This window comes from Fischerella sp. (genome assembly GCF_013388695.1).
Taxonomy (GTDB): Bacteria; Cyanobacteriota; Cyanobacteriia; order Cyanobacteriales; family Nostocaceae; genus PCC9605.
In genome coordinates, this window is the sequence record NZ_JACAEU010000168.1 from 1 (window position 1) to 17,458 (window position 17,458).

Here is a 17,458-nt window from a genome sequence, read left to right on the forward strand (position 1 = left end):
CCAAGAAATAAATTATCCCTTCTTGTGGAGTGGGCGTCTCGCCCGCCCTTGGTTATGGGCGGACAGGATGTCCACCCCACAAGAAAAATTGTATGTTTTTTTATTTGGAAGTCCCTTAGACGATTTTTAGTCTCAACACCAGTAAAAATTTATAGCTTTGGATAGATGTGTTTTTTTACAAAAGATGTATTCAACTGATTTAAGTACAAAATCTGTATTATAAGTTACTCACAAATATAGTTTTTATGAAGTTTTATAAATATCGGAGCGAGAAAACCGTACATTACTAGAGCGCTATTTCTACCTGAAATATCTGTGTTGAGGTCGATACAATCAAATTGCGGCTTAAGTAATGCTGTTAATTACAACCTAATTTTTATTCGCATTCACAGCATTACAAGGAGAGCAAAATATGGGAAATCAATTGAAAACTGCCGCTTTAAGAGTTTTATTAATTATAAATTATGAATTATGAATTATGAAATTTTCAGCCCAATCGCATTCACCATTCATAGTTCTCACCGATTCCCAATCCCCAATGCCCATTACCCCTTATCCCCAGAGGGGGCCCCACCTTCCCCCATGCCCAATATTGACAGGGTGCAGTTTCCAATCAAATCTTTCAGTTAGCACAAAGGAGGACTAGCTATGACTTACAATCGTAACAACGAGGAAGAGGAAAACTTGATCGTCGTTGAAGTCAGTTCTCAAACCAATGAAATGGTAGAAACTGAAATGGCTGGTGAAACCGACGAAATCAAGCATGAAACCAAAGCGTTGATTGAGGCGATCAAAAGACGCGCACAAGCTGAGGCAGAATCAGCAGGAACCCTCACCCGAGAAACTTATGTAAATGCAGTACGCCGGGCGAGGGAAGCGATTGAAGGCGAAAAACTAATTGAGCGCGATCGCCTTGAACACTCTTGGATGGTATTGCAGCAAGAAGCCGATAAAAACTGGCACTTGTTGATGAAACAAATCGCAGAATTCGGCGATCGCTGTCAAGATGCGGCTAAAGCTGCTTGGGAAGCTTTCAATGCCCCTCGTGCTTAATCTTAAATAAGGGTGTAAAGAATTGGGGATTGGGAATTGGGCATTGGGGATCGGGGATTGGGGATTGAAGTACTGATTTTTACTATGCCCCATGCCCCATGCCTGTTGCCCATTGCCCCTATACCCCTACACCCTTTCCTATTAGAGAAATTATTCATCTTTTTTTAACCGGAATTACTAGAATTGCAAGTGATGCTAGATAATGAAAAGGTTTGACATTTACTTGTTTTGTCTAGCTTGGTAACTAAGAACTAACAACTATGCGAACTTACTATTGCGGCGAACTCCGAAAAGAACACATTGGAGAAATTGTCACCTTATACGGATGGGTAGACCGTCGCCGCGATCATGGGGGTGTGATATTTTTAGATTTACGCGATCGCTCTGGCATTGTTCAAATAGTCAGCGATCCGCAACGCACCCCGGATTCTTACGTTGAGGCAAATACTCTGCGAAATGAATATGTAATTAAAGTGATAGGCAGGGTATCACAACGCCCCGAAGAATCTTTGAATAGCCGTATACCTACAGGCGAAGTCGAAATCTACGCTGACAATATAGAATTGCTCAACGCTGTCCGCAAGCAGTTACCTTTTCAAGTATCCACCACCGAAACCGATCCGGTGCGAGAAGACGTGCGGTTGAAGTATCGTTATCTAGATTTGCGGCGCACACAAATGGCGCATAACCTGCAACTGCGCCATCAAGTCGTTAAAGCCATGCGTCGCTATTTAGAAGATGTCGAAGGTTTCGTTGAAGTCGAGACTCCTATACTAACTCGTTCTACTCCCGAAGGTGCGCGGGATTATTTGGTTCCCAGTCGTGTTAACCCCGGAGATTGGTTTGCCTTACCACAATCACCCCAACTATTCAAACAGTTGCTGATGGTATCCGGTTTTGACAGATACTACCAGATCGCCCGTTGCTTTCGCGATGAAGACTTACGCGCCGACAGACAACCGGAATTTACTCAGTTGGACATGGAAATGAGCTTCATGTCCCAAGAAGAAATTATCGAGTTGAACGAAAAATTAGTCTGTCATATCTTCAAAACTGTCAAAGGCATCGAGTTACAGCGTCCCTTTCCCCGTCTCACCTATGCCGAGGCAATGGAACGCTACGGCAGCGATAAACCTGATACACGCTACAACTTAGAACTAGTTGATGTTTCGGATATTGTTAAAGACTGTGGTTTTAAAGTCTTTCATGATGCTGTGAAGAGTGGTGGGATCGTCAAAATCCTCCCCATCCCCGAGGGTGATGTAATTTCTAATGTCCGGATCAAACCAGGCGGTGATGTTTTCAAAGAAGCTAACGAGGCCGGTGCTAAAGGGTTAGCTTATATCCGCGTGAGAGATAATGGAGACATAGATACCATCGGTGCGATTAAAGACAACCTCACCGCAGAGCAAAAACAGGAAATTTTACACCGCACAGATGCTAAACCAGGTCATTTATTGTTGTTTGGTGCTGGTGACGCTGCTACTGTTAACAAAACCTTAGATAGGCTGCGCCAGTTCATGGCTAGGGAGTTCGGGTTAATCAATCCGGAAAAAATAAACTTGCTCTGGATTACAGATTTCCCGATGTTTGAATGGAATGCAGAGGAAAAGCGCCTAGAAGCACTGCATCACCCGTTTACTGCACCCCATCCTGATGATTTGCATGACTTGAAGACTGCCCGCGCCCAAGCTTACGACTTGGTATTTAATGGTTTTGAAGTTGGCGGTGGTAGTCTGCGGATTTATCAAAGGGAAATTCAAGAAAAAGTATTTGATGCGATCGGACTTTCTGTTGAGGAAGCACACAATAAATTTGGTTTCCTGTTGGAAGCGTTTGAATACGGTACTCCGCCTCACGGTGGTATCGCTTATGGTTTAGATCGATTGGTGATGTTGTTGGCAGCGGAAGAATCGATTCGAGATGTGATCGCGTTTCCAAAGACACAGCAAGCACGTTGTTTGATGACAGATGCACCTTCAGGTGTAGATGTTAAGCAATTGAAAGAATTACACGTTGCTTCGACTCATAAGCCGAAACCCTAAAAATGCCAATTACCAGAATATCTGAGAAGGTCATCATAGAAAAGGAGCGATCGCCCAATTTCAAGCGTTGATCTGCTACCAATTCTATGATGGTTGGTTGCAACAGATATTCTGTTAGAGGCACGGCGTTACCGTGCCTCTACGAACAATCAAACAGTTTAAAAACTAAACTGCCTAGCCAAAGTAACTCGGTACCTTCGTAAGGTCTAATTTAGTATCTTTACCTAAGGTTGTTTTGCCGCTCGTATCCGCAATGAAGCTATTATCGCTGCCAAAAGGTTTATTGTGATGGTTAGCTGACCAATCACCACTACCGTAGTTGAGCAAGATGCGATCGCTTTGACCAGAATTTTTGTCAGCATATAAGGAGCGATCTTTACCATATCCATTTGTGAGCACGTCATTTCCCCTATCATCGGAAATAGAACCATTTCCTTTCTTAGGCAAGGTTTTATTGCTGCCTCCAGTACCAGTGAGAGTGTCATCCTCTGTTCCCTCAGTGATGGAAGAAGGACTCTTACTGACACCCAAGACGGTGCCATTGCCACTGGAGGCTGATTTTGTCCCCAATTCAAATGCACCAATATCGGTGATTGCACTACCGTTGCCATCACCATCCTGTGGACGGGCAGTGCCAAGTTGGTCTGTCTTGACAACACCATTGAAGGTTCCAGAACCCATATCTATGGCGGGGCTTCCGGATTGGAGGGCAAAATTACCATTTTCAGGGTCTACAAATTTTGGATCTTCACCCAAGATATTTTGCAACCCCTGAGCGTTTGGATCGTCTGAAGCGCGGAATTCACCAGTTTTGTAGTTGTAGGCGAGGTTGCGATCAAAGGTGACGTTTTCAGATTCCCAGACTACATTGGCACGACGATCGGGCGTCGTATACATAATATTGTTGTAGCCACGCACATTCTTGGAATTGAGTGCCACAATTTCTCCAGTCCCACTCAGTTCAGGACTGCGAGAATTTTGGTAAGTGGTGTTGTTGACAATGTCCACATTGGAACTACTGTAGGCTTGAATGCCATAGCCGCCGTTTTTGTAGACAGTGTTACCTGCAATTAATGTCTTGCCGTTGTAGGGTTCACCTGTCGAATTTGCTTGGGTGTTGAGTCCATCGTCAATGATGATGCCATGTCCTTCATTAATTTTGCCTACCTCCGACCACGCGATCAGATTTTTGTTATCATGAACGACATTGTCTCGAATAATGAACTTGTAGTCATTGGTATTGTTGTCTGTGTTTCGGCTGTAAATAATGCCTATTCCACTAGTCCCTAGAGGTGAATACCAGGAGTTTCCAGAGACGGTGTTTTTTTCGATCGTGACGTAGTCTGCCTTTTCGGCTGCAATGCCCGCAGCCGTGAAGTTACGGACTTTGTTGTCGCTGATGACAACATGGTGAGAATAGCCATTTATCCCAGAGCGATCGTACGATGGAGTAATGCTAATGCCAGAGCTATTAGTGACGGGGTTATTGAAATTGTTTTGCTCTTGCCTAGCATAGTCTAATGTAACTTCATCCTTGCTGCCTTCTAAGTCAAGTCCTTCAACTTTTACGTAAGAAGAACCAGCTATGTGAATTCCATTGCCTCCCTTAACTTTCAGTTTAGGCGTGTGTCCTGAGTAAGCTTTGATGGTTGTCCACTTGTCCTCTGAGCCATTCTTGTTGACAATTTCCACCAGACTTTTGTTGGGATCGCTCTGAGTGTAAGTCCCATTCATAACGTAGAGCGTATCGCCTGGTTGTAGCCGATCTACTGCTGTTTGGAGTGTTCTAAACGCGCTCGTCTCACTCAAGCCATTGTTGTTATCATTGCCTGTCCCAGAAACGAAGTACTCTTGGGCCATAATTTAACTCCTCAGGTGTGTAAGTGAAATTGGTAGCGTCCCTTCAGAAGCGAAAACCTGGAATTTGGCATTTGACCGATTGCGTAAGTCCACAACTTAAATTGCGGTTCGCTATAATTCCGCATAAATGTCGTTTACGCACAGATTAAGCATGTTCGCGTGGAACATAACTGCTTCATTTGACCAGGTTGAGAGTGAATCGAATCGCCATCTCCAGGTTTAGCAGCGCGATCGCTGCTCTCAAGGACTCTAGACAACTATCTGCTGTAGTCGTAGGAGTGATGTTTTGAACTGAACTAGATGGTTGAATTGGCATGGAAACTTGTCTGAGCTTTCTTCCGTTGTCTGAGGTCAAGAGTTGCCAAATCGGCATGGATTCAGATTTACTCCTGGCTGATGACTTGGGCTTAAACTCACAGTAGTCAAAGCTGAATTGGTTGAAACTCGGTAGACTTAACCCTTTGGCTTCAGGAAACTGATATTACTACTCGGTTGAAGTTACTCAAACCTATGCAATCGAACATTAAAGACTACATTCAGCAAGAGCGAATGATAATGGTAGATACTCAAATATCGGTTTCAACTCACGATTGAAATTCACAAATCTGAAATATTTTATCTTGTGAATAGTAACTGATATCTCGCTCATTTTCAAGATATCTTTGCCTCACTCAAGCAATGCAGTAAATTTTGGAGATGATTGTCGTTCAGGTATGAGGCTGTGATTGACAAATCGCTGCAACAACCTAAGATATCTTGCCCAAGACTAAATATGATTGAGATGTTGGTCAAAACCAGAGAGTGCAAGTCAACCACAATACAACTGCCTCAGCAAGCTCATTTCTTGCCAGTTGCCGTGAGTGGGTAAATGCTCATTTAATACCGAGTTTATAGGTAAATATGATATTTTATTGCTATACGTAGAATTTTCTTATAAAATGCTCCCATACCTTGACAAAAAGAGCGTTCACATCTTTAATAAATGATTTGATATTAGTATTCCTAAGTTTAGAGAAATCGCAAATGGTTGCGTGAAAATTATTTGCACTTCCTGTTCAGAGAGTAGCGATAAGTGTCTGATGCCTTGTATTCATAATGATTTCAGCCCAATGTCACCTATGCATAAAGTGTGGTTCTGCATGACGATTTTGATCTGCTTTAAAAAAAATCTTTTGTTCCAGAAATCAAAATTAGATTTGGCTGATTGTCAGCCTTCTTGCTTCAGAGTCAAAAATCATGGCAAGAAAAACTTGAGAGTATGTGATAGCTAATCATACCAAAGAAATATTTGTATAATTAATGACTGTCATTTAAATAGAACACAACCTCACTCAACCCTATTGGGCACCCTTGTCATTAGTAAGGAGAGGGGCAGGGAGCAAGGTTTGAATGTACCACATTCAATTAAAAACTGCTGTAGATCGAAATATTAGAGAGAAAATAATCCTAGTAACTACAAAAAAGACACGCATAACGAAATATGAAAACCAGACAAATAGTTAGTAAGTTAAGAGGAATTTTCAGAGCTAAAATTCGCTCTATTAATGCTGATATGTTGTATCACTGGATTTTGTATTTTAAAAGTCAGCCAATAGCAGTTAGCCAAAAATCAGCAATGGTATTTTCTCCCCATCAGGATGATGAAACTCTGGGCTGTGGTGGATTGATTGCCCTCAAACGGTCACTAGGAGTAACTGTAGAGGTGGTCTTTCTCACCGATGGACGCTATGGCAGACCCGACTGGATTAAAGCAGAAATGATCGCAGAAATTCGCCAGCGAGAGGCTTTGAATGCCCTAGACATTCTGGGAGTTGCAAATTCTCAAACTCACTTTCTCAATCAAATAGATGGCTCTTTGCAATATCTGCTTAATGACCAACGCCAACATATAATCGATCAGTTAGCTCAAAGATTGCGATTGTTTATGCCAGAAGAGGTTTATGTTCCCCATAGAAAAGATGTTCACGGGGATCATGAGGCTACTTATCAGTTGGTCAAAGAAGCGATCGCCGCATCGGGAATCCAGGTTGAACTATTACAATATCCAATTTGGATGCTTTGGCAAAATCCACTGTATTTTGAGCTAAAGTCTGAGGATATAGCTAATGCTTACCGATTAACGATTGATTCTGTTAAAGACAGAAAAAAACAAGCTATTAAAACTTACCGTTCTCAAATTAGTATGTTACCTAGCGGCTTTTTAGAGCGTTTCTTTTTGCCTTATGAGATTTTTTTCAAAAATTGAATTTCACATACAGCGCTTTGCATATTGATTCAGTCTAGCAGGGTGTATCCTCCTTGACAACTTGCATAGCCAACTGTTTAAGATGTTTCAAAATGAAGTCACAAGCGACCTCAACAGATCAGTTACCCTGGAGTTCATACCAGTTTTAAATTAACTCCGAAACTCGCATTAACTCTTGTTTAACTTTTGATTATCCATTGCTACTCACCAAATTTAGCAATGCCTAGCAGAGGTGAGCAAATCTCTTCCTATAGTTATAGAACTTTAGATATAAAGTAGATTGAATTGATTACCAAGTATCATTAATTGGCTTTATAGTTACTCTTTCAAGAATATAGACAACTGCAATCAGTTTTAAATACCATATTCTCCTTTGAAAGTATTTTTAATCTTGACATTAGCAGCCTTTAAATTAAGGGGTATCATTAATGCACAGTATATTTAATTGCATAGTAATCTTTTCAATAAATCCCGCTCTCAATTCTTAATATAAAATTAATATGTAAATAATTTAACTACTTGTTTCTTTTTTTATATGTATTATTTTTGACTGTCAATACTAGATATTCATCTGTTCAATAATTGCATCCTACTAAAGTAAGAGAAATTGGTTATGTTTGCAGAAATCTGTTTTCTTGCTAATTTATGATTTAAAGACTCCTTTGTCTGCTTTGTACAGGCGCTCCATGAACTGTTTGCAGTAATAAAATCTTGATGTAATTAGCTAGACTAAATTGCAGCAAACGCAGTAATGTCAATGTTTTGAAGCAGTTGAGCCTCATAAGCAAAACTACAAAGCTATTCAGCAATTTAATATTGACTAAGAGTATTTTAAGATTCTGTGAAGACTAATAATATTATTGAGCACATCTCAAAAAAAGTTATAATTTTCTAAGTAATATTTCAGACAGCAACTAGTAAAAAAACTGTTTTCACGGATTGACGTAGTTTGACCCAGTTGATTTCACCTGTGTTTTGCTCAGCAATCATGTCAAAAAATATTATGTCAAAACTCTGCCTTTACCTACTATTTTCGCAAATAAACGCACGCTTGCTACATATTTCATTTTTTACTTAACTTACTTAATCTGCGATATCCTCATAGATTCTTGCTTGTTATATCTACTAGGCATAGCCTTGTAAAGGCTTTTAACCTGAGGAAAAAAACTCAATCATGCTGGCTCTAAGCAATTCTGTACAAAAAGTTAAATTTTTGGTATGTATATGCTGTATGATTTATGGATTGAAAACAAAAGTATAGAGAGTTGCAAGAAATTTAGCAACTCAGTATTTAAGGGTGATGCCAATCGCAGGCTAAAAGTGCATTTATCAAATCCAAGTATAAATCCAAGCATAATGCAAAATTTAATACTCGTAAGCATGAGGAAACTACTTACGAATAGTTTGGATAGAACTGAATTCCCGTAACTGTTAATTTTATCTAAAAAAAACATAGTAGCAGAGTAAAGTGTAATACATGAGGCTTAGAGATGAATAAGGTTAGACAGGGGAATTTATCTACTGATGCCAAAAAATACCATCTACGTCTATTTAAATACTTAACTTTTATCGGCTTCTTTTGATGGCCTTGCTACAGCTACTGTTCTTTGATTTCAAAAAAAGAGCGACTAACTATATCATGAGTAACTAAAATCTTAAATGGATTAATGGAGTTGGGCTTCGATGGTCTATTTTGATCTCAGTCCCTCCAACGTAACCATCTTTGTATTTTATTGCATTGTTGCAAGTCAAGATGGTCGAGTAGCAGAGAGCGTGTAATCAAAAATCAGCAAATTTAAAAAATTCTAAACATAAATGTGGCAACTGCTTTTGCTCTCATGGGTGCTACCTCCAAAACAACTAACTTCATAAGCATTTATTCGTTGTTTTAATGTATTTAAAAGTAAAGGTCGCTTAAAAAAATCAACTAATTAATTTCCCTAACGGGGTTTGACAATTAATTTCAGTGCTTACAACCCAAACTCTGCTTACAACCCAAACTCTAAACTCTTGTATCTTATTTACTTACCTATCAAGGAGGTCAAATTGGAAAGAAGATGTGACAGAAATCGCAAGCGTTCAAAGCGACGAGCTATCTATTGTCCAATTCATGGATGCTATCTCGATAGTGTGAGTCAAAAGTATCCTTTGTTTGCCGATCGCCCAGGACAACTCCAGCAAAGGGGTATGGGACGGCAGACAGCAATTCTTCTGGTGGCTACCAAAACTACAGTGTCTCTACAAGGAGAATGGTTAGAAGAATTCTGGTGTAAACAGTGCCAACGAACGAAATGGTATCACGTGAAAAAGTGTGGCTCTACTTATAGTGTATCTGTAGCATCTCCAGAACTTTGGCAGCAAGCGATGGGAGTCATCCACCCCGAGGGCAATCCAACTGTGAGCGAATTTACTCGCAGACATGCAAGGATGCTTGGCACCAAAAGCAGCAAGGATTTCGGACTTCTCAACTAACAGATTTGCCAGTTCAATTGAATTAAAAAGTCGAATCAATCAATAATCAGCCATGATGGAATCTAGACCAAATTTTGAAGAGATAGATTTTCAAAAATACTGGCTTGTCCTGCAACGGCGCTGGGTAGCAGCAGTAGGGGTTTTTGGATCGGTTTTCACCTTTGCATTGCTGTATGCACTCTCATTGAAATCCACATACAAAGCAGAGGCAAGTCTCTTAATTAAGACGAATAATACTTCCTCACTAACAGGGTTGGGCGAAGATATAGGACGACTGGAATCTTTACTTTATACAAACAGTCCCATAGATACTCAGGCAAAAATAGTTACATCTGTTCCTGTTATTGAGGAAACTATCAGAGAGCTTGACTTAAAAGATAACGAGGGTAAACCGATCAAAACCCAGGATTTAATAAAACAACTAAAAGTAGAAAGTGTTAAAGGCACAGACGTCCTGGAAATTTCGTATACAAATAAAGATCCTCAAATGGCGGCAAAGGTCGTCAATCAAGTAATTGACAATTACATCAACCAGAACGTACAGGCTAATCGGGCTGAAGCTGTCTCAGCTAGCAAGTTTATATTGGAGCAATTACCGAAAACAGAGGAAACTGTCCAAAAAGCTGAATTTGCCCTGCGTAGATTCAGAGAGAGAAACAACGTTATTGTTCTGCAAGAAGAAGCAAACGCAGCCGTCAACACAATTTCCAAATTGGAAGATGAAATTGCTGGATCACAAGCTCAACTAGTTGATGTGACTGCTCGCTTGGAAAAGTTACAAAATCAGGCCAAAGTCAATAACCCACAGCAAGCTGTAGTCGCAGCAGACTTGAGTCAAGTGCCTGGAACTCAGCAAGTACTTGTTCAACTTCAGGAAGCGCAAGCTCAGCTGGCAGTTGAACGCAGCCGTTATTTTCCTGGACACCCTACTATTCTCAATTTAGAAGAAAAAATTGCTTCTCTCAACAGCTTGCTCAAAGAGCGGATAAATCAGGTAGCTGGTGACGATCGCCAAATCTCTGTAAGCAATTTACAGATGGGACAGGTGCGACAAAAGCTAATTGAAGATTTAGCCAGCACAGAAAAAGAACGCGTCGGTTTGGAAAAACGAATCGCTGAACTGAATAATACATTGGCTGCTTACAAACAACGAACTAAGGTTTTACCTAAGCTAGAACAGACTCAACGGGAGCTAGAGCGGAAGCTGAAAGCGGCTCAAACAACTTATGAAACACTCTTGACAAGATTGCAAGAAATCAAAGTAGCAGAGAACCAAAATATTGGCAATGCTCGTATCATCTCCCCTGCCATAATACCAGAGGAGTCAAGTGGTACTCGAAAAGCTCTCATTTTGGCGGGTGGAGGAGTTTTCGGTATCTTGCTGGGAGTAATTTCTGCCTTAACTTTAGATGTGATCGATCGCTCCATTAAGACTGTTAAAGAAGCCAGAGAACTGTTTCAATACACCCTGCTAGGAGTGATTCCTAACTTGAGCAGAAATAGCAAATACAGTTCTCCTGTAGAAGGTCTAGATAGACCAATTCCCCGAGTGATTGGTAGAGACATTCCTCATTTCCCGGCTGGTGACGCATACCAAATGCTACAAGCAAACCTGAAATTTCTTTCAGATCAACAGCTAAGAGCGATCGCTGTCACCAGTTCCATCCCTAAAGAAGGCAAGTCAGAAGTTAGTGCTAATTTAGCTGTAGCAATGGCCCAAGTGGGACGTCGGGTACTGTTGATAGATGCTGATATGCGTCATCCAGTCCAACATCATATCTGGGGGCTAACTAATGCTCAGGGTTTAAGTAATGTCATTGTTGACAAAGTTCCCCTAGATTCAGTGGTGCAGGAAGTTATGCCTAATCTCTACGTTCTTACTTCTGGAGTTAGACCTCCTAATCCCGTCGCCCTACTGGATTCCCAACGCATGGCTGCATTGGTTACTACCTTTACCAGAGATTATGACTGCGTAATTTTCGATACTCCTCCCTTAGCGGGAACAGCGGATACAGCAGTTTTGGGCAAATTAACCGACGGCATCTTATTAGTAGTTCGTCCAGGAGTGGTTGATTGGAACAGCGCCAATGCGGCAAAAGAGTTTTTGACACAGTCAAGTCAGAACGTATTGGGTATGGTCATCAACGGTGTGAATGTCAAGCGCGAACCTGACAGCTACTTCTACTACTCAAAAGAGTCAGTAGAGTTAAGTGCTGTACCTGAAAATTCTATTCTGGCTGGAAAAATTGATGAAAGACGATTATAGGGGTGATGTTTCTTGACAAAGCCGGAGCTTTTGGAGCTTCCGGCTGAATTCTGTGCGTCTAAGTTCTCAAACAAAGGCTTCTGGATATTAGACAATCAAAAATTACGTTTATTGCTGCTTTTTTAGCAAAAATCTATGACGCTTTCTCAAACTCCTGATTAGTTGTATTAAACTATCGCTCAACGTTGAGCAGATTTGAACCTTATGCTACGTAAATTCAAAATTCCGCGGTTATCACTGTTCAAATCTCGCTCCGATTTGCGTGCGATGATTATCAATACAGGATGGCTGTTTGCTGACCGCATTCTTCGCATGGGTGCAAGCTTAGTTGTAGGAGTTTGGGTTGCACGCTACTTGGGAGCACGGCAATATGGTCTTTTCAACTACGCTTTTGCCTTTGTAGGATTATTCGGTTCGATTTCCACCCTAGGGTTAGACGACTTAGTAATTCGTCAAATTATACGTGATGCATCAACTCAAAAGGAAGTTTTAGGCACTGCTTTCAGGCTGAGATTACTGGGTGGATTTATTTCTCTATTGCTATCAGTTAGCTTCATATTATTGTTACGTCATGATGACGCGCTAACGGTAGGATTAGTATCAATTTTAGGAGTGATAAGTGTTGTTCAAGCTTTTGACATTATTGACCTGTGGTTTCAATCACAGGTGCAATCAAAGTACACAGTAGTTGCCAAAAATACAGCGTTTTTTCTCATTACCCTAGTCAAAGTTGTTCTGATTAAAATGCAAGCACCATTGGTGGCTTTCGCTTGGGTAACATTGGCAGAGTATAGCTTAGGTGCTGTGGGTTTGGCAATTGCCTACAGAATAAAAGGCTACTCACTTTTGTTGTGGCGTTGGAGTTTTCCACTGGCTAAGGCTCTCCTCAAGGAAAGTTGGCCTTTGATTTTTTCCAATTTCGCAATCTTAATTTACATGAAAATTGACCAAATTATGCTAGGGGAAATGATTGGTGATGGGGCTGTTGGTATTTACTCGGCTGCGGTTCGTATTTCGGAGATTTGGTATTTTTTGCCGATGGCAATCACCTCTTCTGTCTCTCCTTCAATTTTTGCAGCCAAAGAAACTAGTGAAGTTTTCTACTATCGGCGGATAGGACAATTACTTCGTCTGCTGGTTTTGCTTGCGATTGTAATTGCGGTGCCAATGACATTCCTGTCACAAACAGTCATTACGATGCTATTTGGGAACGGCTATTTAGGTGCAGGATCGGTTTTGGCAATTCATATCTGGGCTTCCTTGTTCGTCTTCATGAGTGTGGCAACATCACCCTGGTATGTTGCAGAGGGCTTGACTCGCCTTTCTATGTACAAAAGTTTTACTGGAGCTACTTCTAATGTACTTTTAAACCTATTTCTGATTCCTGCCTACGGTGAAGTTGGTGCGGCGATCGCCACAGTCATCTCTTATGGATTAGCTGAATTGTTCATCAATGCCACTCATCCTAAGACAAAGAAAATATTTAAGCTTCAACTGAAATCTTTTCTACTTCTTTGGTCATAATTAATCGAACTATCCTAGTAGAAGCAATCATGTGAAAGAGAGAGACAATTATTTGAAAACAATGATTGCGTGCCTCATTTATTGATAAAAATTACTTGAAAAATATAGATTATGATACCCATATTTCTATCTCTAGACAACATATTTTTTTCTAACATAGGCGAACAAATTTCAGTTACGAGTTTTCACACTATCATCTTTGCTGGGGTTGGGAATGAAAGTTTTGCATATAAGCACGAGTGATACCAATGGTGGTGCAGCTCGTGCTACCTATCGCTTGCACAAAGGATTACGTAAAATTGGTGTAAACTCGCAGATGCTAGTGCAAGAAAAATCTAGTGATGACAAAACGGTTTTTGCACCTGAGATTAGACTGTTTCAAGGTATAGCACGGGCAAAGCTGACATTTGAAGCCTTACCATTAAAGCTTTATCCTCAGCGCGAACGAACTACGTTTTCTCTCCAGTGGCTACCAGATAAAATTGTTCCTAAGGTTACTCAGATAGCTCCAGACATCATAAATCTGCATTGGATTAGTGGAGGATTTATGCAGATAGAAACAATTACTAAGCTGCAACGTCCTTTAGTCTGGACTCTTCATGATATGTGGGCATTTACGGGAGGGTGTCATTGCAATGGGGACTGTGATCGCTATCAAGCATCCTGTGGTGGTTGTCCCATGCTTGGTAGTCAAAAAGATAGGGATTTATCCCGATGGATATGGCAGCGCAAAGCTAAAGCTTGGAAAAATCTAAATTTAACAATTGTTTCGCCTAGTTCTTGGCTAGCCAAATGTGCCAGTTCTAGTTCCCTTTTCCAAAATTTACGCATAGAAGTAATTCCTAATGGTCTTGATACTCAAAAGTACAGACCAATTAACCAACGTATAGCACGAGAAATACTAAACTTACCCCAAGATAAACACCTCATTCTATTTGGAGCAATCCAGGCCACTAGCGATAAGAGAAAAGGATTTCATCTGTTACAAGCAGCTTTGAAAGAGCTAAGCAAAGCTGAATGGAAAGATAGATTGGAGATAGTTATTTTTGGTGCCTCTCAACCAGAAAAGCCACCTGATTTAGCCTTCAAAACCCATTATTTGGGACACCTCTATGACGATATCACTTTGGCAACTGCTTACTCAGCAGCTGATGTGATGGTTGTGCCATCTTTTCAGGAAGCTTTTGGACAAACCGCCTCTGAGTCCCTAGCGTGTGGAACTCCAGTAGTAGCATTTAATGCTACTGGCTTAAAAGATATTGTTGACCACCAATACAATGGTTATTTAGCTAAGCCCTATGAAGTTGATGATTTAGCAAAAGGAATTGCCTGGGTAATAGAAAATCAGGAAAGACACCAAAAGCTTTCTCACCATGCCCGTGAACAAGCAGAGCAAAAATTTTTAATTGATACTATAGCACGTCGCTACTTCAATCTTTTTGAAGATCTTCATGTTAAACATGTTTCTCACAAAACTAGTGCTTAAAGAGAAAAAATAGATCAACCATCATAGTCAAATGTAACTATCTGGAAAATAGAAGGGGCATAAATTGCAGAAGCAAATAGTTCGAGAATTATTCCAAATTTTAGAGTTGGGCGGAGTGATATTATTATTTGTGTTTGCCCTAGGTATTGTTTTACCTGCTCCGCTGCCAACGATTCTCAACGTTGCAAGTTATGGAATTTTGCTCTTATTAATTATTGGCAGGTGGAAGCATTTTGCTTATGTTATTACAACAGATAAATCTTTACTGCTCTTAGTTGTATTTACTGTATTTTCAATTTTATGGTCTGAGGGTGAATCGGTTGTAGACGCTGCCAGGGGAATGATACGCACAACTATCTTTGGGGCGTATTTAGCTATGCGATACACTTCAAGAGAACAAATGCGTTTGTTGAGTTGGGTTTTTTATATAGCAATAGTACTCAGCCTACTTGCAGGTGCATTTTTACCATCATATGGCACTCATGTTGTTAATGGAGTTTCATCTTGGCGAGGAGTTTTTAGCCACAAACAGGATTTAGGCCGCTTTATGAGTTTTGCGGCTTCACTGTTCCTCATTAGCGCACTTGACAAACATAGTCGCTGGCTTGCTGCAATTGGTTTAGCAGGTACACTTGTTTTGGTCAAGCTCTCAAATAGCGCCACAGGCTTGTTAACATTTGTATTCTCGTTATCCATATTGCCTTTTTACGCAATTGTTAGACAACGCACATACAGAGCATTTCATCTGGCTGTGGCATTATTACTAAGCAGCATTGCCGCTATTGTAGTCACAGTAAACATACAAACTATAGTAGTTGATTACCTAGGAAAGGATATGGAATTTAATGGGCGTACACCCATATGGAATTTAGTTATTGAGAAAGGGTTAGAAAGACCATTTTTAGGATATGGATATGCTGGCTTTTGGTCTTCTGATGCTGCCGATGAGGTGTTAAGTCGTACATGGTTAGGAATGGTAGAAGAGAAAGGTGACAATGTAGACTCTGGAAAGAAACAATCAAGAGGCATTTCTCATAATGGTTTTTTAGACCTGTTTTTACAGCTTGGTTTATCAGGGTTGATACTGTTTATATTTAATCTGAGCATGCTGTTTGCTAGAGTATTTATTCTTGTCTTTGCTACTAGGAATTTAGAATACTTCTGGATGATTGTATTTATTGGAATTAATTTAGTAACTAATATAAGTGACAGTTTAACGATACTTGAGGCTAACAACATCTTTTGGGTCGTTTATGTATCTGTAGCACTATCATCATCTTTAGAACTAGGTCGGTTACGAAGAAAACACAAACAGATGAAAGATTCAGGAAATTTAACAGTAGCCACATAGAAATTTAAACTACTTCATTTGAAAAACGTAAAGATATTTTTGTGAAGAAAACATATATTTAACTTGCGGAGAAATAACATGGATTGTTTCAAGTTAGCAGTGCTAATTACCTGTTACAACCGACGCGATAAAACCTTGACATGTTTACAAGCGCTTTATCAACAGCATGTCAATTTTGATGTCTATCTGGTGGATGATGGTTGCTCTGATGGCACATCGGATGCAGTCAAGCAAAATTATCCAGCAGTGAAAATTATTAAGGGTAATGGAAACCTCTTCTGGGTAGGAGGAATGCGGTTAGCATTTGCCGCAGCTCTTCAAGAGGGTTACGACTACTATCTTTGGCTGAATGACGACACTCTAATTGATCCGAATGCACTTACCGAACTACTAAATCACCATTGTCACCTTACACAACAAGGTCATCCTGATTCCATTATTGTTGGTTCAACTCGAGATCCATTGACAGGCAAACCAACTTATGGCGGTGCTATGCGCTCAAAGCGCTGGTACTCAAATAAGTATGAGTTTGTAGAGTCAACTCAGCAACTTCAAGAGTGCGATACGATGTATGGCAATTGCGTACTCATTCCCCGTTCTGTTGCAGAGAAAGTAGGTAATTTAGATGCTGCTTTCATCCATACATTAGGAGATTTAGATTATGGACTGAGAGCGCGGAAACTGGGGTGTTCTGTATGGATAGCACCTGGTTATATAGGTACTTGCTCTAAAAACTCTGTTCGCGGTAGTTGGGTAGATACGAAGCTTCCTATTCATGAGCGCTTAAGAAAACTGCTTCAACCCAAAGGTTATCCAATCAAAGCATGGACTGTTTTTACCAAGCGCCATTCTGGGCCATTCTGGTTCATTTATTGGTTCTTGCCATATCTACGTGCAGTAATTGGTTACAGAGATTTGAGCGCGTCCCCTGCTTTTTGCGAGGAAATAAAACAACAAACTTCAAAGCCATAATTTTATAAATTCACAATTCTAATTTCATTAGTGACTCATACTAATAGAAGATTAGCCGAGATGACTAATTGGTAAACCTGTTTTGCAATCCTTTGGACTATCACAACTAATATTTTTTAAAACTTAAGTCTGATTGAGTTCAGATAAGGCAGTGTATAACAGCTTTTCCTGACATAAACTTGAA

At 40.3% G+C, this 17,458-nt stretch carries 11 protein-coding genes; 9 read left to right on the forward strand and 2 right to left on the reverse strand.

The window, feature by feature from the left end; all coding sequences use genetic code 11:
• The first annotated feature begins 648 nt into the window (after positions 1 to 648).
• The gene (locus HXY43_RS23195) at positions 649 to 1,053 is read left to right on the forward strand and encodes a hypothetical protein (protein WP_290888407.1); all 405 of its coding nucleotides are present in this window, start codon (positions 649 to 651) and stop codon (positions 1,051 to 1,053) included.
• A gap of 260 nt (positions 1,054 to 1,313) precedes the next feature.
• Positions 1,314 to 3,098: an aspartate--tRNA ligase gene (gene aspS / locus HXY43_RS23200; RefSeq protein ID WP_290888411.1), complete on the forward strand. Its 1,785-nt coding sequence runs from the start codon at positions 1,314 to 1,316 to the stop codon at positions 3,096 to 3,098.
• Between the two features lie 174 nt (positions 3,099 to 3,272).
• On the opposite strand, the gene HXY43_RS23205 is transcribed toward aspS, so the two are convergent.
• Positions 3,273 to 4,958, reverse strand: coding sequence for a right-handed parallel beta-helix repeat-containing protein (locus HXY43_RS23205; RefSeq protein WP_290888414.1), 1,686 nt, complete (start codon positions 4,956 to 4,958; stop codon positions 3,273 to 3,275).
• A 175-nt stretch (positions 4,959 to 5,133) separates the two neighbouring features.
• On the reverse strand, positions 5,134 to 5,331 hold the full coding sequence (locus HXY43_RS23210; RefSeq protein WP_290888417.1) for a hypothetical protein: 198 nt from the start codon (positions 5,329 to 5,331) through the stop codon (positions 5,134 to 5,136).
• 1,107 nt (positions 5,332 to 6,438) lie between these two features.
• Between HXY43_RS23210 and HXY43_RS23215 the strand changes: the two genes are divergently transcribed.
• The 7 genes from HXY43_RS23215 to HXY43_RS23245 all read left to right on the forward strand — a co-directional run bounded on the left by HXY43_RS23215 (position 6,439) and on the right by HXY43_RS23245 (position 17,274).
• Complete coding sequence (locus tag HXY43_RS23215) at positions 6,439 to 7,203, forward strand: PIG-L deacetylase family protein (RefSeq protein ID WP_290888420.1); 765 nt, start codon at positions 6,439 to 6,441, stop codon at positions 7,201 to 7,203.
• Positions 7,204 to 9,249: 2,046 nt separating this feature from the next.
• On the forward strand, positions 9,250 to 9,675 hold the full coding sequence (locus tag HXY43_RS23220; protein WP_290888423.1) for a hypothetical protein: 426 nt from the start codon (positions 9,250 to 9,252) through the stop codon (positions 9,673 to 9,675).
• Positions 9,676 to 9,727: 52 nt separating this feature from the next.
• Positions 9,728 to 11,941 carry a polysaccharide biosynthesis tyrosine autokinase gene (locus HXY43_RS23225; RefSeq protein WP_290888426.1) on the forward strand — a complete coding sequence of 738 codons (2,214 nt, stop codon included), beginning with the start codon at positions 9,728 to 9,730 and terminating at the stop codon, positions 11,939 to 11,941.
• Between the two features lie 204 nt (positions 11,942 to 12,145).
• Positions 12,146 to 13,465: a flippase gene (locus tag HXY43_RS23230; RefSeq protein ID WP_290888429.1), complete on the forward strand. Its 1,320-nt coding sequence runs from the start codon at positions 12,146 to 12,148 to the stop codon at positions 13,463 to 13,465.
• A gap of 214 nt (positions 13,466 to 13,679) precedes the next feature.
• Positions 13,680 to 14,951: a glycosyltransferase family 4 protein gene (locus HXY43_RS23235; protein WP_290888432.1), complete on the forward strand. Its 1,272-nt coding sequence runs from the start codon at positions 13,680 to 13,682 to the stop codon at positions 14,949 to 14,951.
• 64 nt (positions 14,952 to 15,015) lie between these two features.
• Entirely contained in the window at positions 15,016 to 16,302 is a 1,287-nt protein-coding gene (locus HXY43_RS23240) for an O-antigen ligase (RefSeq protein ID WP_290888435.1), read from the forward strand.
• Between the two features lie 78 nt (positions 16,303 to 16,380).
• A complete protein-coding gene (locus tag HXY43_RS23245; protein ID WP_290888438.1) occupies positions 16,381 to 17,274 on the forward strand; it encodes a glycosyltransferase family 2 protein in 894 nt (297 codons plus the stop codon).
• The last annotated feature ends 184 nt before the right edge of the window (positions 17,275 to 17,458 follow it).